Source organism: Flavobacterium sp., from assembly GCF_004295795.1.
Classification (GTDB): Bacteria; Bacteroidota; Bacteroidia; order Flavobacteriales; family Flavobacteriaceae; genus Flavobacterium.
Genome location: NZ_SEBR01000003.1, coordinates 1 through 17,927 on the forward strand (window position 1 = coordinate 1; position 17,927 = coordinate 17,927).

The 17,927-nt window shown below is 47.3% G+C and carries 14 protein-coding genes; 5 read left to right on the forward strand and 9 right to left on the reverse strand.

Annotated features, from left to right (window positions below):
• Positions 1-533: 533 nt before the first annotated feature.
• The 3 genes from EOO49_RS02460 (at position 534) to EOO49_RS02470 (ending at position 3,130) form a co-directional block, all read left to right on the forward strand.
• Positions 534-821, forward strand: a complete 288-nt coding sequence (locus EOO49_RS02460) for a hypothetical protein (protein WP_290842398.1) — start codon at positions 534-536, stop codon at positions 819-821.
• Positions 822-935: 114 nt separating this feature from the next.
• Positions 936-2,375 carry a nucleoside recognition domain-containing protein gene (locus tag EOO49_RS02465; protein WP_290842400.1) on the forward strand — a complete coding sequence of 480 codons (1,440 nt, stop codon included), beginning with the start codon at positions 936-938 and terminating at the stop codon, positions 2,373-2,375.
• Positions 2,376-2,377: 2 nt separating this feature from the next.
• Positions 2,378-3,130, forward strand: coding sequence for a hypothetical protein (locus EOO49_RS02470; RefSeq protein ID WP_290842402.1), 753 nt, complete (start codon positions 2,378-2,380; stop codon positions 3,128-3,130).
• 184 nt (positions 3,131-3,314) lie between these two features.
• Here the strand turns inward: EOO49_RS02470 and EOO49_RS02475 are convergent, their stop codons facing one another.
• From EOO49_RS02475 to EOO49_RS02490, 4 genes are read right to left on the reverse strand one after another with little or no spacing between them, the layout of a single operon-like run.
• The gene (locus EOO49_RS02475) at positions 3,315-4,778 is read right to left on the reverse strand and encodes a glycoside hydrolase family 30 protein (RefSeq protein WP_290842403.1); all 1,464 of its coding nucleotides are present in this window, start codon (positions 4,776-4,778) and stop codon (positions 3,315-3,317) included.
• Positions 4,775-7,147 carry a glycoside hydrolase family 3 N-terminal domain-containing protein gene (locus EOO49_RS02480; RefSeq protein ID WP_290842405.1) on the reverse strand — a complete coding sequence of 791 codons (2,373 nt, stop codon included), beginning with the start codon at positions 7,145-7,147 and terminating at the stop codon, positions 4,775-4,777. Before EOO49_RS02480 ends, EOO49_RS02475 begins: the two co-directional genes overlap by 4 nt.
• A 17-nt stretch (positions 7,148-7,164) precedes the next feature.
• Complete coding sequence (locus EOO49_RS02485; protein ID WP_290842407.1) at positions 7,165-8,301, reverse strand: acyltransferase; 1,137 nt, start codon at positions 8,299-8,301, stop codon at positions 7,165-7,167.
• Entirely contained in the window at positions 8,301-9,470 is a 1,170-nt protein-coding gene (locus EOO49_RS02490; RefSeq protein WP_290842409.1) for an esterase, read from the reverse strand. The genes EOO49_RS02485 and EOO49_RS02490 overlap by 1 nt, the downstream gene beginning before the upstream one ends.
• Before the next feature lie 549 nt (positions 9,471-10,019).
• On the opposite strand from EOO49_RS02490, the gene EOO49_RS02495 reads away from it, so the two are divergent.
• Entirely contained in the window at positions 10,020-10,766 is a 747-nt protein-coding gene (locus EOO49_RS02495; RefSeq protein ID WP_290842411.1) for an NUDIX domain-containing protein, read from the forward strand.
• Positions 10,760-11,770 (forward strand): hypothetical protein, encoded by a 1,011-nt coding sequence (locus tag EOO49_RS02500; protein WP_290842413.1) that lies wholly within the window; start codon positions 10,760-10,762, stop codon positions 11,768-11,770. Before EOO49_RS02495 ends, EOO49_RS02500 begins: the two co-directional genes overlap by 7 nt.
• 30 nt (positions 11,771-11,800) lie before the next feature.
• Here EOO49_RS02500 and EOO49_RS02505 read toward each other — a convergent pair whose 3' ends face one another.
• The 5 genes from EOO49_RS02505 to ricT all read right to left on the reverse strand — a co-directional run bounded on the left by EOO49_RS02505 (position 11,801) and on the right by ricT (position 17,669).
• Positions 11,801-12,460, reverse strand: a complete 660-nt coding sequence (locus EOO49_RS02505) for a CoA transferase subunit B (RefSeq protein ID WP_290842415.1) — start codon at positions 12,458-12,460, stop codon at positions 11,801-11,803.
• 1 nt (position 12,461) lies between these two features.
• Positions 12,462-13,163 (reverse strand): CoA transferase subunit A, encoded by a 702-nt coding sequence (locus EOO49_RS02510; protein ID WP_290842417.1) that lies wholly within the window; start codon positions 13,161-13,163, stop codon positions 12,462-12,464.
• A gap of 122 nt (positions 13,164-13,285) precedes the next feature.
• Entirely contained in the window at positions 13,286-15,613 is a 2,328-nt protein-coding gene (locus EOO49_RS02515; protein ID WP_290842419.1) for a penicillin-binding protein 1A, read from the reverse strand.
• 3 nt (positions 15,614-15,616) lie between these two features.
• Positions 15,617-16,099, reverse strand: coding sequence for a gliding motility lipoprotein GldH (locus EOO49_RS02520; RefSeq protein ID WP_290842747.1), 483 nt, complete (start codon positions 16,097-16,099; stop codon positions 15,617-15,619).
• The gene (ricT, locus tag EOO49_RS02525) at positions 16,083-17,669 is read right to left on the reverse strand and encodes a regulatory iron-sulfur-containing complex subunit RicT (RefSeq protein WP_290842421.1); all 1,587 of its coding nucleotides are present in this window, start codon (positions 17,667-17,669) and stop codon (positions 16,083-16,085) included. Before ricT ends, EOO49_RS02520 begins: the two co-directional genes overlap by 17 nt.
• Positions 17,670-17,927: the final 258 nt, after the last annotated feature.

Below are 17,927 nucleotides of genomic sequence, written 5' to 3' on the forward strand. Positions count from 1 at the left end.
CGCATTGTTCGCCTCTTTTCCAAATTCCAAGGCTGTCAGGTCGCGTTTTTGGTTCGAGCCGCAAGGCCTTTTTGCTACTTTTGCGGCCAGGCAAAAGTAGTCCCGCGGAAGGCGACGAAAGAAAGTCAAAGCAAGCGACGGCGCAGCCGGCGAAAGAAGCAAACGAGCGCAGCTCGTTCTATGCGGCTCGAGAGCGAGCGACGTTTCCGGTTTTCTCAGGAAATAATGAAAAAAAAGATTTTGTGATAAAAGAAAATAGCCCGGATAACGGCAACTAGCCTTTCGCAGAAAAAACCAAATTTTTCTAGATTTAAAACAGCGACCGCAGGAAGCTCGTTTTAAACCTTAGAAAAACTGGTTTTTTAAAGAAAGCTAGTGCCACTTAGCCGGAAAAAGCTCAAAAAAACAAGAAAGAAACCGTATTTCAAAAACGAAATTTTTAAAAGCAAACTTTGTTGAATAAACCCAATTCTAACCCAAAAACACCCAAACTCACTCGAATTACCTTACCTTCACCGCAAACGACAACAACTATGACAACCCAAATCATCTTTGCCATTTTTGCGATCGCAATCGTCGCCTTGTTTTTCTTCAATCGTTCGGCGGCAAAAAAATACAAAGACAATCACGTGGAAATCATTCACGATTTGAACGAAACAGACCTTGAGGTCGAAGCTTACGTTGCCGAGTATGAGACTATGGACTCTGAAACTTTGCTTGCACTTTCAAAGTCGCCTCTTTCTGAGAAACGTCACAAAGCCGCCGCAAGAGTGCTTACGCAGCGCGATATGACGCAAGCTGTAAATTCGGGAACTTTTTGAGGTAAGCCTCACATTTTGATTTTGCCCGATTTTTGGGATCGGTTGTTGATTTCTAGTAGCGTGTCCAAACGGACAACTAGCGAACTTTCGCTATTTTAGCAAAAAATCCCCATCATGGTTCTAAGCAGGTTCTGGCTCGCCATTTTCATTTCGTCCATACTTTTTATTCTCGTTGGCGTTTCGATCGGCCATCACTACGGACTCGATTACATCATCAACGGCAAAAAGGACGACCCGATCCAGATTGGCGAAAAGTATCTCAACGAACTTCCGGTTTTTCTTCGCGACAGCATCCAGAAATCGAGCGAGAAAACCTTCGTCATCAACCGCGATACCACAAATCTCGATACGACTTACGCTTACAAAAGCCAAACCGTCAAAATTTACAGCGGTGTTCAAAAGTCAGATGGATTGTTGCCGACCTGCAAAAGCACGGTGCTCGATTTGATCATTCCGTTGATTGCCTATCTGGCGTTTTTCTGCGGACTGATGCAACTTTTGATTGATTCGGGCGCGTCTGAAAAACTCGCGAGAAAACTCAGTCCGGTTTTCGTGAAAGTCTTTCCGAGCGTTCCCAAAAACCATCCGTCGATTTCTTACATGACCTTGAATTTCGCCGCGAATTTCCTCGGACTCGATTCGGCTGCGACGCCTTTCGGACTCAAGGCCATGGAAAGTCTGCAGGAAATAAATCCGCACAAGGACAAGGCCAGCGACGCCCAGATCATGTTCATGTGTTTGCACGCCGCGGGTTTGACTTTGATCCCGACTTCGATTATCGGATACCGCGCGGCCGAGAACGCCACGAACCCGGCAGACGTCATGCTTCCTTGTATCATCACGTCGTTTATCGGGACGATCGCCGCTTTTCTCATCATCGGAATCCGCCAAAAAATCAACTTCAAAAGCGTGTCACTGATTGTGGCATTGATGACGATTGTCGCTGCGATCGTCGGGCTTTTGTTTTACGTGAACAGTCTCGATTTGATCGGAAAGAACGTCTTTACGTCAAATCTTTCAGGAATAATGTTGGTTGGAATCATTGGCGTGACGTTGGTTTTCGCGTTTTTGAACGAGAAGAAATTCGTCGCCCAGGAAACCACGATTTTCGATTCTTTCGTGACCGGCGCCAATAACGGGCTCAAGACCGGGATCACGATTTTCCCTTATGTTTTGGGAATGTTGGTCGCCATTTCGCTTTTCCGGAATTCCGGGCTTTTTGAAATTATCTCGAATTGGATCGCGCTGTTTTTCTCGACTATGGGCGTGAACAAAGACATAACCGATTCGCTTCCGGTGGCGCTTTTGCGTCCGTTTTCTTCGGGCGGATCGAGAGGTTTCATGATCGATGCGATGCGTCAGGCCGGACCGGATTCGTTCACCGGACGCTTGGTCTGCATCTTCCAATGTAGTGCCGAAACGACTTTTTACGTAATCGCCGTGTACTTCGGATCGATCAAAATCAAGAACACGCGTTACACTTTGGGTGCGATGTTGCTAGTCGATTTGATTTGTGTAATCGCTGCCATTTTGGTGGCCGGATGGTTTTTCTAAACATGAAAAAGTACATTTTATTCGGTCTTTTGGCCTTCGGATGTTCGCACAAGGAATCGGTTGAGAACGACGATGTGGTTTCTGAAACGGTCGAAAGTCCGATGGAAACCGATGCGAAAGCCGTTGAAAAAACCGGAAAACTTGTCTATGAGGAAAATCTCGATCGAAACCTGAAAGCGGTTGCCGACAAAGTCCGCGTGTACGAACTCGATTGGAAAAACGACAAAGACAGCGAAGGCGCGGGCAACTTGGAATATCGCATCGAATTCATCAAAAGCGGGAAAGTCGTGAAAGATTTTTCGGGCAAGATCGACACCGACCGCGGAGCGGAATGGAGTGTGAATTCCAAAGTGATCCAGACGAGCGAGACCGAATACGACTCGCGATTTTTGGAAGTCAGCACGGGCTATGCGGCTTGCGGCTACGTGTGGAACCACTTTCTTTTTTTCGTGGACGCAAACGAAATCCAGCAAGTGCTCACCAATTACTCGATGATGGACAGCGGTTTCGGAACGTCTTACGAGTTTTTCCCAACGATGGAATCGGGCAAAGCGACCAAATTTTCGATGGTAAAAGTCAATGTTGACGAAGCTGAAACTTCATCAGAGGAAAGCACCGTTTTGGAAATCGCGTATTCGGATTCAACGGATTATTCGCTTGAAAACGGAAAGTGGCGTGGCAACCGAGTCACTCCCAAAGAAAAAGTTTACCGCAAGAAAGTCGTCTCTTTTGACGACTATTACAAATCGGAATAAGTTTGTCTTGATAAGCCGATAGGCCCGCGCCAGGGGTTGCAGCGGCATCCTTTTTTGCAGCCACTGAATTTGTTTTTATCTCAGACTTTCGTTCAAAAAAGATACAGCGGAAAACCCGGCCCCGCCCAACGAAATTTTCTTTTTTACAAGATACTTTCCGGGCGGGGAGGCGCCCAAATCAATACTAAAGAACGAGAAAAGTATTAAAGGACTTGGCTTTCAGCGTTTGGGAAACTTCGCTTTTTCCGGTTTTGAACGCGAAGGTTTTTTCGTTGTCAGTTGCGTTGTAAACCACGATCACGACGCTTCCGTCAGGATTCGCGAAGGCCAGCATGTCGTCTTTGTTGCTGTCGAGCTCGCCTTTCCACCAACCCAAAACGTCGTCGCGAAGCTTTTTTTCCTTTGTACTTGCGTCAATTAAATGCGCGCCCGGTTTTACGAAATGGCTCAGGTGTTTCATCACGTAAAACTCAGGATTGTACTTGTAGGTTTTATCGTGTTTGTTGACCGTCACGAGCGAATTTTGCTTCCAACCCCAACGACTCACGCCGCCTTCGAGCAAAGAAGTATTCCAATAAAAATACGCGTTGGCGCCGTTCAGGAAGTAGTGTTTCATCAAATCCCAACTGTATTCGGCGTATGCCCACGAATTTTCTCCGTTGCCGCATTCGTGCTCGCTTTGGTAGATTTTGAGATCGGGATTTTTCGCGTGGATTTTCGAAATGGCTTCTTTTCCGGCCCATTGCAAACCGACGCCTTTGATGTATTTTCCGGCTTCAGGATTGTCGAAAACCTCTTGGAAAAGCTTGTCGTTCGGGCGTTCGAGCGTTCCGAAGAAAATCTGTGTTTTGGATTTTTCCATTTCGGGTCCGAGGCAGGAAATGAACTTCGACAAACCGTTTGGCGTCCACGTGCAACTCGGATACCATTGTGCCGAATTGAACTCGTTTTGCGGCATGACCATAGAAATCGCGATGCCTTGCTTTTTGTAATCAGAGATGAATCGGCCAAAATATTTCGCGTAAGCCTGGAAATATCGGTCTTCCTGAATGAACATATCGTTGCCTTCTTTGCCGATTTGGTCTTCCGAAAGTCCGTTATCGACGTCTTTTATCATGTCTGGAACTTTGCTCAATGCGTAGTGCTTGTTGTATTTCATCCAGCTCGGCGGACTCCATGGTGAAGCCCAAACTGTAAGCTTTTTATTGAACTTTTGAGCCGATTTTATAAACGGAATCAAGGTCTCCAAATCGTTTTTGATGCTGAAATCCTTGAGGTCGAAATCTTGGTCGGTTTCGTCGTATGAGTACCAGTCGCGAGAGAAATCGTTGGCGCCTATAGGCATTCTGCAGCTGTTGAAATTGGCGCCGAAATTCGGTTGGAACAATTCCTTGAAAATGTCGTTTCTATCTTTTTCGGACAATTCCGAGAGCGACGTCCAACCCAATTCGTTGAAGCAACTCCCGAATCCGTCAATAACCTGGAACTGTCGCGAAGCGTCGATTGACAAAGCGTTGTCGACCTTTTTATGAATCGTAACCGACTGTCTTTGCCAAGGTTCACGCTCGGTCGAACTCACCCAAATCACGTTTTGGGCAAGCGCGAAATGAGCCGACAGAAACAATCCGAATAGGATGGTTTTTCTCATTTTGAGGCTTTGAGTTCGTTTAACGGCGCTGTCAACTTGAAAGCCGGATGCGTTTTTTCTACGGCAAGATCCGAAGCCAATTGGAAAGTTGCGCTTTGTTTGATGTCGAGCGATGACGCGCCGATCGAAACCGTATAAGTTCCGGCGTCGGCGATCCAGGCATTTTCGCTTTCCAGGAACGACGCAAGATCTTTGGCCGAAATCGTCAAAGCGACCGTTTGGCTTTCTCCGGGTTTCAGACTTTTGGTTTTTCCGAAGGCTTTCAGTTCAGATTTGGGCTTGTCGATCGATTTGGTCGGAGCCGACAGATAAACTTGCACGACTTCTTTTCCGGCGATTTTTCCGGTGTTTTTGACCGTAACCGAAACGGTGATTTTGTCTTTAAAAGATTTGTCAGACAACTTGATTCCGGAATACTCGAAAGTCGTGTAAGATTTGCCGAATCCGAATTCAAACGACGGTTTCACGTTGAAAGTGTTGAAGTAGCGATAGCCGACGTAAACGCCTTCTTCGTAATTCACGTTCTTCGGATTGTCGGCTGGAATGCCCGGAAAGTTCTTCGCTGACGGCGTGTCGGAATAGTTCGCCGGCCAAGTCATGGTAAGCTTTCCCGACGGATTCACTTTTCCCGAGAAAACGTCCGCAACCGAATTTCCGCCTTCCTGGCCAGGTTGCCAAGCGAGTAAAATCGCATCGACTCTGTCTTTCCAACTCGCCGTTTCGATTACGCCGCCAATGTTCAGGATCACGACGACCTTCTTGTTGAGTTTGTGAAATGCCGACGAAACGGAGTTGATTAGTTTTTGTTCGTCATCGGCCAAATCGAAGTCGTTCGCTACTTTTCTGTCTGCGCCCTCGCCCGCGTTTCGGCCAATCGTGATGATGGCGATTTCAGACTCGGCTGCTTTTTTGTTTATCAGGTCGCGCTCAAGATCGAGTTCCGGAAGTCGGTTTGCCAGGAAAAGCACGCCTTCTTTTTCTTTTCGGGCCACTTCTTCGGCATCGAACTTTTGCGTGTAAGGCACGTATTTCGATTTGAGTTCGTCATCGATTTTGAAACCGTTGTTGGCAAGCCCGTCAAGTAGTGAAACCGTGTAGGCTTCGTTCACGTTGCCGCTTCCGGTTCCGCCCGAGATAAAGTTGTAGGAAGTAACGCCAAACACGGCAACGCGCTTGTCTTTCTTCGAAAAAGGCAATGTTTTCTCGTCATTTTTAAGCAAGATCATACCTTCGGCCGCGGCGTCTCTGGTAACTTGTGCATTGGCTTTGAGATTGGGTTTGTCAGAAAACTTGTAGGCTTTCATAGTGGGCGACTCGAGCACGATTTCCAAAATCCTTTTGATGTTCTTATCTACGACTTCTCTGGGAAGTTTCCCCGATTTCATATTATCGAGAATCGCTTTTTTCTGGGCTGGGATTCCTGGCATTAGTAAATCGTTTCCGGCCGAAAGTTGGGCTGCGACGTCGCTCGTACTTGTTTTCAGTGACTCGAGTCCGGAGAATCCGCCAAACCAATCGGTCATGACCAATCCTTTGAATCCCCATTCGTCGCGGAGAATATCGGTCAACAGATCCTTTCTTGCAGAAGTGTAAGTGCCGTCAACAAGATTGTAGGAAGACATTACAGTCCAAGGTTGCGCTTCTTTTATGACGTGTTCGAATCCGCGAAGGTAAATTTCACGCATTGCGCGCTCGCTCACATTGGCATTTACGCCCAATCTGTTCGATTCCTGATTGTTTGCCGCGAAGTGTTTCACCGATGTTCCGACGCCATTCGACTCTATTCCGTTTACGATTGCAGCCGCAGTTTTGCCGGAAATTAGCGGATCTTCCGAATAGTACTCAAAATTTCGTCCGCACAAAGGATTTCTGTGGATGTTCAACGCCGGAGCAAGCAGAACATCGACTCCATACTCCTTGACTTCCTGACCCATCGCTTTTCCTACGTTTTCTATCAATGGCAAATTCCAGGTCGAAGCCAAAGCGGTCCCGACGGGAAAGGCTGTGCAATAGTAAGTGTTCTTGTCGTTTTTGCGCGTCGGGCTGATGCGAAGTCCGGCTGGTCCGTCGGCCAAAACGATTGCCGGAATCCCAAGGCGTTTTATTTCGTAGGTAAGACTTGCCGCTCCGGGAATTCTTCCTTCGTTTACGCCTGGCGTCGGAGTAATCCCGTCGTAGCCCGGCATTCCCGTTCCCATGAGTAAACTCGCTTTTTCATCGTCGGTCATGGCTGCTATCACTTGCGCTACCGGATCTTTCCCGAGTTTTGGCGCTTTTTGCTCTTTCGCCTGTAAACTCGCGGTCTGTTGGGCGTGCACATTGACGATGACCAATCCGAATGCGACAAGTGTAAGTATTCTGTTTTTCATATAGTTGTTTGTTTGTATTAGCGTTGGAACTTTTTTCGGAGCCAGTTTCTAACGGGTTCGTCGTACAATTTGAGACATCCGTAAGCCAAAGCGATCGCGACCACGAAAGTCAGGATCATATAGGGCCAACCTTGCGCCATCGAAATCTTGTTGTTCGTAACGTAAGCCATATAGACGTAAACCAGCGGATAATGCGTAATGTAAAGCGGATAAGAAATGTCACCAGTGAATTTGCAGATGCGCTTTCCGACAGAAGACCGAATCTCGCCACTCGCGCCCAAATAAACGATAAGCGGGAAAAGCGCGAGAATGCAGATCGCCTCGTAAAGTCCGTTTACCCAAAGGTTTTCTGTTCCGCCGATTCTTGGAAAGGCCAGAATTCCGACAATAAGCAAACTCGTCCAAACGAATGCATTCCTGATCGTGGCAAGTTTTCCTAGTCGGAACAAAAGCAATCCGGCGAAAAACGGGAACAATACGCGCGTGAACCCGATTTGTATCTGTTCCGCGGTAAGCGCCCAACCTCCGACAATATCGCCGCCCGGACTAGTAATGACGTAATGCGCCAATCCGGCTCCGGTCACGATCACCAAAAGTGCCAAAGCCGTAATCGTAAATTTGCGGACTGCGACGGCATACAAGATATTGGCGATGTATTCGTAAAACAGCGACCAACCCGGACCGTTCAACGAATGCATTTCGGTCCAACCGCGGATGTCCATCGAAAGCGGAAGTGGGATCAAAGTCATCCCGATTGCCATCACCAAAATCATTTTCCACAGCGGCGTTTGCGCGATACTCGGCCAAAGTTCGCAAGCTTGGAAGTAGAACAAAATTCCGCCTACGAACATTCCCATGACAACCATCGGCTGCAATCGGATCAAACGCCTTTTGAAGAAATCCTTCACGGTCATTTTTCCCCAGCGGTCGTCATAAGCGTATCCGATCACGAAGCCCGATAGCAAAAAGAAAAAGTCGACGGCGAGATAACCGTGGTTCACGATTTGATCCTGATGGCTCGTCGCATGCGATTCGAACAAGTGAAAAATCACGACCATTACGGCTGCGACGCCGCGAAGTCCGTCGAGAATTGGGAAGTGCGGTTTGGTTGCACCGAGTTCGCCTCCGATTCGGGTAGAAACTGGCTGATTCATCACTTGAACAACATTGGTGCGAATTCAGTCAGATAATCTCTCCAGTTCGACCAAGTGTGGCCGCCTTGGGATTCCATGTATTTGTAAGGAAACTTCATCGCGTCCAGTTTTGCGCGGAATTCATTCGACTGCTTGAACAAAAAGTCAGTGTTTCCGATGGCGATCCAATACAACTTGAAGCCTTTTTCCTTTTGGGTTTTGAGCTTTTGGTCGAAGTTCTGGTAAACATCGCCTTTCGCGTCTTTGGGTTGCAATTGTGCCGATGAGAAGACGCCAACATAGCCGAAAGTATCAGGATTGTTGGCCGAGATCGTAAGCGAGTGCATGCCGCCCATGGAAAGTCCGGCTATGGCGCGGGATGCTTTTTCTTTTTTTACGCGATAGTTCGATTCGACGAATTTGATCACGTCCGGATAGGCTTTTTCTGTATTTCCAGACCAAATATCAGGTTGGATGAAAATCGGTTTTGTCCAAGCGGCCGACGATTCTCCGGGCGCGGCGGTTTGGTTCGCATTGCCGTTTGTCATGACGACCAACATAGGTCTGGCTTTCTTTTCGGCGATCAGGTTGTCTATGATTTGAGCCGTGCGTCCTAGCGCGATCCAAGCTTCTTCGTCTCCGCCGGCGCCGTGCATCAAATACAAAGTCGGATATTTTTCGTTGGAGGTTTCATAACCCGGCGGTGTGTAAATCGTCACGCGTCGGCTCATTTTTAGCGTTGGCGAGTCGTACCAGCGGCGCGTTACAGTTCCGTGAGGCACGTCCTTGGTTTTGTAATCGTCGGCTTTTCCGTTTCCGATAATGAAAACATTGACGATCGTCGAAACATCGCGGATCAAAAAAGCGTTATTCGGGTCGTGCACCTTGATTCCGTCGATGATGAATTGGTAACTGTATAATTCCGATGCGAGTTTGTCAGACGTGAACGTCCAGATTCCGTCGGCGTCTTTTTTGAAATCGGCCGTGCCTTTGGCGAATCCGCTTGGCGGTAAAAAATCGCTTTCTATCTGAACCTTTTTGGCATCGGGCGCGACCATGCGGAAAGTCACCGAGTTGTCTGCATGGATTTCGGGAGAAACGATTTCCTTTTGCTGCCCGAAATTCACGTTTTCCTGAGCAAAACAGCAAGTCGCGAACACAAGCGCCATTAAGAGATGTGTAATTTTCATTGAAATGTTTTTTGATTTTACTAAAATTCAGTCGGTTAAACACGAATTTAGTTTAAAATCGCTTCGTTCGGAAGCATTGGTTGATAACTTTATTCCGATCAGATTTCAACAATTGAACTTCTTGAACTGATGCTTTAATCGACGTAACAATTATCGCTTCTTAATTAAGCAATGATAAAATTTTGTTTTCTTTTAGACAAAAATTCTGGCTGGAAATTGACTTTTTGTAAGAGGATTTGTATTTGGATTCTACGATTTTCAGATAATAATGTCGTAAGGCTGTTCTAAAATTCTGTATGGTAACTATTTCGTTTGCGAAAAATCCCAATGGAATCGCGGCTTTGTGGAAAGCCGTGTGCTAAGGTGTGTTTCATGGCCAATCGGGAATCGACAGCAATCGAAACAAGATTTCAATCTGATAACAATGTAAGAATTAACTCAATTAGTTTGTTGATTTTGGACATCGGACATTACCTTTGAATCGCGTTCCCCGAAAAAAAACTATCTTGGTTTCGCATTCGCAATCCGCACCTTTTTTTGAGTCCGACCATGAAATTGAAACAACAACTCGAGGAGCAATCCGAGCTCAATTACCAGCAGTATTTGCCGCATCTTTCAATAGACAGCGTCGTTTTCGGTTTTCATGAATCGGCTTTGAAAGTGCTTATTTTGAAGTTGAAAGACCAGGATTTATGGGGTTTGCCCGGCGGTTATGTCAAAAAAGAGGAATCGATCAACGAAGCCGCAAGTCGGATTTTGAAAGAAAGAACCGGAGCAAAAGATATTTATTTGCAGCAATTTCGCGTGTTCGGGGATTTGAACCGTTCGGAAGGATTTTTCGCGGATTACGACGACAAACAATGGCACAAACAGCGTTTTATTTCGATCGGATATTATGCTTTGGTCGATTACAAGGATGTGAGTTTGGTTCCCGATGAATATTCCTCGGCCTGCGAATGGGTCGACGTCGCAGAACTGCCAAATTTCATGATGGATCACGGACGCATTCTCGAAAAAGCGCTCGCCACATTGCGAAAACAGCTCAATTATAAACCTATCGGAATGAGTTTGTTGCCCGAAAAATTTACGATGCCCGAACTACAAAAGTTGTACGAGATCATCTTGGCCAAAAAACTGAACCGCGGCAATTTCTACCGAAAAATCCTCAGGTTCGGAATTCTCGAGAAACTCAACGAATCGAGAAAAGGTGGCGCGCACAAAGCTCCAGATTTGTATCGTTTCGATCCTGAGAAATATCGGGACGCGCTGCAGAACGGCTTGCAGTCGGAATGGTAACCAAATTTTCCAAAATCAGTTTTTTTACCGCGATCGCAATTCTGTCGGCACTTTTTTCGTTCGCGAACATGGCCAAACCTTGGGTTGACGGCTCGAAACATTCCGGACTTTTCACAAGCACTGAAGCTCAAGTAAAACACGAGAAGATCGACATTGAACTAATTTCGAAAAACGACGTTTTCTTTGGAAAATACCGCGTCGTTTATGACATTTTCGTCGCAAAAGACATCGCAATGCCGTTGCAATTCATCGGTTTGGAACTCCACGGAAATCCGACGGTTTCGGTAAACGGGAAAATCGTTGAGACGACGATTCCACCTGTGACTTTTGCCTCCGTGTCGGAATACGATCGGCAAACGCATGAAGCTAAGGACGAATTCCGGTTCGACGCCGATCTTAAATCTGGAAGGAACCAAATCGTGGTTTCTTACCAAGTCAACATCGAATATGGGCTCACGAGTCTCGAGCGCGAATACACGCTGAGGTACGCGATTTATCCCGCGAAATATTGGAAGTCATTCGGGCCGATCGAAATCCAACTCAAAGCGAGTCCGGAGTTCGAATTCACCAAGGCGAACATTGGCCAGCCCAAATTTGACGGCAAGTTCCACACTTGGAAAATCAAGGCATCGGACGTAGACGAACTCGAGATTTCTTTCGTCAGACGCAAATCGGTTTTGGGAAAACTCCTGATTTTTCTTGAACCCGGCGGAATTGCGTCGGTCGCATTTATTTTGTTTGGATTTTTGAATGTCAGGTTGCTTAGGAAATATCCGAAAAAGGCCAAACAAATTGTCTGGACTGGAATTTTCGTGGCGCCGACACTTTTCTACCTGGTTTTCGAAAAAGCCTATTTTTGGATTGACTCCGCGTTGCAGCAATGGCAAAACCACGGTTACACTTTTTTCTATTGGATATTTTGGCCTTTGTTGGCGCTGCTTTACGGACTTTATCTGTTCTGGCAAAAACGCCGATTTGAAAAAATCCGACAGGAAAACACATAAAAAAAGCGGAGAACTTGCTCCGCTTGAACTTTAATCGATGACCATCTCCGGAATTTCTCCTTCGACAATCAAATCGGCTTCGGTCGACTTAATGATTTCCTCGACAGACACGCCGGGCGCGCGTTCGAGCAATTTGAAACCTTGAGGCGTGACTTCGAGAACGGCGAGTTCAGTGACGACTTTCTTCACGCAACCGACTCCCGTTAACGGCAAGGTGCAACGTTTGAGGATTTTCGATTCGCCCGCTTTGTTCACGTGCATCATCGCGACGATTATATTTTCGGCAGATGCGACCAAATCCATCGCGCCGCCCATTCCTTTTACCATTTTTCCCGGAATTTTCCAGTTGGCGATGTCGCCGTTTTCGGAAACTTCCATAGCGCCCAAAATCGTGAGATCGACTTTTTGGCTTCTGATCATCCCGAAACTGAAAGCCGAATCGAAGAAACTCGCGCCTTTCAAAGTCGTGATGGTTTGCTTTCCTGCGTTGATCACATCGGCATCTTCTTCGCCTTCGAACGGAAACGGACCCATTCCCAAAACGCCGTTCTCTGATTGGAATTCAACCGAAATGTCTTCGCGTACGTAGTTCGCGACCAAAGTCGGGATTCCGATTCCGAGGTTGACGTAATAGCGGTCTTTTACTTCTTTCGCGATTCTTTTCGCGATCTGTTCTTTCCCTAAAGCCATATCAGTTGCGGGTTCTAACGGTTCGTTGCTCGATTCTCTTCTCGAATTTTTCGCCTTGGAAGATTCGTTGCACCAAAATTCCGGGAATGTGGATCTCGTTCGGATCCAAACTTCCGACGGGAAGCAATTCCTCGACTTCGGCGATCGTGATTTTCCCGGCTCCGGCCATTGGCGCGTTGAAATTTCTCGCCGTTCCTTTGAAAATCAGGTTTCCGGCTTCGTCGCCTTTCCAAGCCTTGACGATTGAAAATTCAGCGTGGAATGCGTGCTCGAGAATGTGCATTTTGCCGTTGAATTCTCGCGCTTCCTTTCCTTCGGCGATTTCCGTTCCGTAACCGGCTGGCGTGAAGAATGCGGGAATTCCGGCTTGGGCTGCGCGACATTTTTCGGCCAACGTGCCTTGTGGCGTGAGTTCGACCTCGAGTTCGCCTGACAACATCTGACGCTCGAATTCGGCATTTTCGCCCACATAAGACGAAATCATCTTCTTGATCTGTTTCTTTTGAAGCAGCAAACCAAGCCCGAAATCGTCGACGCCGGCGTTGTTTGAAATGCAAGTGAGATTTGTCGTGCCTTTCCTGACGAGTTCGGCGATCGAATTTTCAGGGATTCCGCAAAGTCCGAAACCGCCTAGCATGATGGTCATTCCGTTCTCGATTCCCTCGAGCGCTTCCTGTACCGAATTGACTTTTTTGTTGATCATAGTGTTGTGGAAAATCTATGCAAAAATAGGGTTCTCAAACGATTTCGCAATCAGCTTTGGACACAAAAAAGACCTGTCAGGTTTATAAAGGTGACAGGTCTAAATTTTAAGTCCAAAAAACGTTATTGGATCGAAAATTCATCCGTGTCTTGAGCAGTGCTGTCGACAGCAGTTGAATCTTTCTGAACCGGCGCCCAACAATCGACTTTGATGCCAAGATTCGCCGGACGTTCAAAATCTTTCGTGGAAACGTCGAGATCTTTGTCCTCGTAACATTTCTTCATGAACATTCCCCAAATCGGAAGCGCGGCAACCGCACCTTGTCCGTAGGTGATCGTCTTGAATCGGGCGGAACGATCTTCGCATCCTACCCAAACGCCGGCGGCCAAATTCGGAACCATTCCCACGAACCAACCGTCAGATTGATTCTGCGAAGTTCCCGTTTTACCCGCAATCGGATTTCTGAAAACATAAGGATAACCCGTAACTCTTTCGTATCCGTAACCGCCGCCTTGCGTTCTGAGGCGAACACCAGAGCCGCTTTCGGTCACGCCTTCGAGCAATCTGATGACCGCGAAAGCCACGTCTTTGCTCAAAACGTCGTGAGATTCGGGCATCGGTTCATAGATCAAGGTTCCGTTTTTATCCTCGATTCTTGAGATGAATTGCGGTTTGACGTAAATTCCTTGGTTGGCGAACGTGCTATAAGCCGCGACCATGTCCATAACTGTGACTTCAACGGCTCCAAGCGCGATCGAAGGTTGGGAAGGAATTTGCGATTTTACGCCGAGTTTGTGCGTCATGTCGACAACGGCATCCGGCCCGACCTTGTCGATCAATTTGGCCGAAACCGTGTTGATCGAAAGCGCAAGTGCCTTTTTATAAGTGACCATTCCGCGATATTGGTGATCGGAATTGCTTGGCGTCCAGGTTTCGGTGACGTTGTGGCGACCTTTCGGGATCGTGAACGGCGCATCGAGAACCGAGTCACAAGGCGAAATGTTGAGTTGTTCGATTGCCGTCGCGTAAACGAACGGTTTGAACGTCGAGCCCACTTGTCGCGCGCCTTGGCCAACGTGGTCGTACTGGAAATATTTGTAGTTCATTCCGCCCACCCAAGCCTTTATGTGGCCGGTTCTTGGTTCCATCGCCATCATTCCCGTTTGCAGGAAACTTTTGTAATAACGAATGGAATCCGTCGGAGTCATTGTCGTGTCTTTCTCGCCTTTCCAGGTAAACACGGTCATTTTGGTCGGTTTTTCGAAAGAGGCGATGATTTCTTCTTCCGATTTGTCGTTGGCTTTCATCTCTTTCCAACGATCGGAATTTTTCATGGCCGACATCATGATTTTCTTGGTCTCGGCATCTGAAATCCTAACGAAAGGTTTGTTTTTGTTGTCTTTTTGCTGATTGTCGAATTCCACCTGAAGGTTAGGCAAGTGGCGCATTACTGCTTCTTCGGCATATTCTTGCATACGCGAATCGAGCGTGACGTAGATTTTTAGTCCGTCGGAATAAATATCGTAATCTGATCCGTCCGGTTTTTTGTTTTCCTTGAGCCAGCTTCTCATATAATCGCGCAAATACTCGCGGAAATAAGTCGCGATTCCTTCCTTGTGGCTTTCCGGATGAAAATCGAGCACGATCGGTTTGTTTTCGAGTTCCGATTTTTGAGCCGACGTCAAAAAGTTGTTCTTCACCATTTGACCCAAAACCGTGTTGCGACGCGCTTTGGTTTTTTCCATGCGACGGATCGGATTGAACAACGACGGATTTTTCAACATTCCGACAAGCATAGCACTTTCGGCAACGGTCAAATCTCTCGGCTCTTTGTTGAAATAAACTTTTGCCGCAGAACGGATTCCAACGGCCGTGTTGACAAAATCGGCTTTGTTGAAGTACATCGCGATGATCTCGTTTTTGGTGTATTGTCTTTCAAGACGCACGGCGATAATCCATTCCTTGACCTTTTGCGTCAAACCGATGATAGGATTTCTCGAACGCTCTCCGTGGAAAAGCAATTTGGCAAGCTGTTGTGTGATCGTACTCGCGCCGCCGCTGGTTCCGAGTTTTACCGCCGCGCTGATCGTACGTCTGCCATCGATTCCCGAATGTTCGTAAAAACGCTCGTCTTCGGTGGCGACCAAAGCATTCACGAGATGTTTCGGAAGCGCTTCATACTTGACCATCGTCCGGTTTTCGTTGTAGAATTTACCGATGGTCACGCCGTCAGACGAAATGATTTCGGTTGCCAGATTCGACTCCGGATTCTCCAAATCTTCAAAATCGGGCATTTTCCCGAAGACGCCCCAAGACGCCAACAGGAAGAAAAGTGTCACGAACCCAAGTCCGTAAAAGAAAAATTGCCAGAATTTGCGTTTGTAGAACGACACGTCCCGCTGCAGCCAGTTTTTCTTCGGAACGTACTTTTTTGGGATGTATTTTTTCATGGCTTAGTTTGTTGATTCTATTCTAAAACCGACTTCTGTCACGCCTTCAAGCTTGTCCACGCCTGAAACTTTCCCGTTTTGGCGCACGGCTTGCTTGATGTTGACCTTGTATTTCCCTTTTGGAAAATGCACGTTTTCTTTATAGAACAGTTTGCTTTCCTTGATGTCAGAAAATCCGTCGCCGAGCAAGTTGCCTTCGGGATCGGACATTTCGTATTCGAGCGTATCGACTTTCACGACGCCTTTGGGTTGTTCCATCGAGACGATCAAAAACAGGTTGTTGAACTTGTAATCGTCGTTGTCACGGATGTTCACGAACAAATTGTACTTCTTGAGCGGATCGAGTTCTGGCAAGTCGAAACTCACCGTGGAATCTTTGTCCCAGGCGCGACCGACCGTTTTGTATTCGTCGAAAACGCGTTTCTTGTCGCAAGAGACGATCGAAATTCCGACCAATAAAAGTAGGATACTAGTTTTGAGGTTCACTGCTGCTTCCTTTGTCACGGTTGCGGTTTCTGTTCCTATTTCTGTTGTTGTTCTTTTTTGGTGTGCCATCTGGATTTGTTTGTCCTTCGCCTTGCGGTTTTGGCGCACTTTCACCTTCACTTTTTGGCTTTTGCTGCTGCGGACGATTTTGCTTTTCCTGCTGCGGCTTTGGCTGTTGCTGTCTATTTTCAATCGGTTTCGCGTCTCGGTTTCTGTCGTTTCGCTGACGATTTTCGCCTTGCGGACGTTCACCTTGCACGCGCTCACCTTGCGGTTTGCCCTGATTTCTTTCGCCTTGCGGACGTTCTCCTTTCGGACGATCGCCATGAGGTTTTCTATCGCGTTGCGGTTTCGCGCCATCGGGTCTCGGACCGCGATTTTCTCTCGGTCCACGATCGCGATTTTGAGTCGGCGCGCCACCTGCGACTGCTTCTGGCGCACTTCCACCTTTTTTCTTGCGCTTCTTGTTGCTGCGCTTTGGCGTATCGAAACGCGTAAGACTTTCCTGGCCCACGACGTTGCTGAATTCCATTTTGGCCTCGACCTCGACTTCTACCGCATAATCCTCTAACGAAGAAACTTTGCGTTTCTGTTTGTTCTCGGCAACTATTTCTTTGACCTGCTCGATGTTCAGCGTGTGCCAGTTGGCATAACTGTCGGTGTAAGCAAACCACATCAAGCCTTTGAAGATGTCTTGTTTTTGACAGACGGCAAGTCCTTTTTCGGTATCGAGTTTGGTGTCGAAATCGGGGAAATCCTGAAGCGCGTCCATATAAGTGTCTAGCTCGTAATTGAGACAGCACTTGAGTTTGCCGCATTGTCCGGCCAATTTCTGCGGATTCAACGAAAGTTGCTGGTAACGCGCCGCCGACGTATTCACACTTCTAAAATCTGTCAACCAGGTCGAACAGCACAATTCGCGTCCGCAAGAGCCAATTCCGCCCAAGCGAGCTGCTTCCTGCCTGAATCCGACTTGTTTCATCTCGATCCTGACGGAAAATTCGCGAGCAAAATCTTTGATCAACTGACGGAAATCCACGCGATCGTTGGCCGTATAATAGAACGTGGCTTTCGATGCGTCACCCTGGAACTCGATATCGGAAATCTTCATTTCGAGTTTCAGCATGATCGCCAATTCGCGCGCCCGAACCTTCATCGGTTCTTCTTTATCGCGAGCCGTCGACCAAATATCGATGTCCTTTTGGGACGCTTTTCTGTAAATTTTCCTGACTTCGGGCGAATCGACTTTCACGCCCTTTTTCTTCATCTGGACCTTGACCAGTTCGCCGGTCAAAGTGACGATCCCGACGTCGTGTCCCGGAGAAGCCTCGGTTGCCACGATATCGCCCATGCTCAAAGTGAGCTTTTCGCCGTTGCGGTAGAATTCCTTCCTTCCGTTCTTGAAACGCACCTCAACACAGTCAAAAGGTGCTTCACCATTAGGAAGATTCATGTTTGCCAGCCAGTCGAAAACCGTCAGTTTGTTACAACTGTCAGTTCCGCACGTGCCGTTATTTTGGCAACCTTTAACGGATCCGCCGCTATTGGTTGAACAGGATGTACATGCCATATTTATATATTGATCGCGGATTTCCGCTACGTTTCGAAATAGAATTGCCGGTAAAGATAGTGTTTTCGTCTTAAAGTCGACTGTGAAAATCGAATGGCGCAAGGGTTGGAAACAGAGCTGCGCGGCTAAAATGATGCGCTTTTGGAAGATATGACCTTTAACAAAAAGTACAGATTTTCTGTAATGATCGTATTCTCAAAATCCCGATCTTACCTTCAGGGAAGGGGCGATTGTATCCCTACGAAATTCCAAACGGAC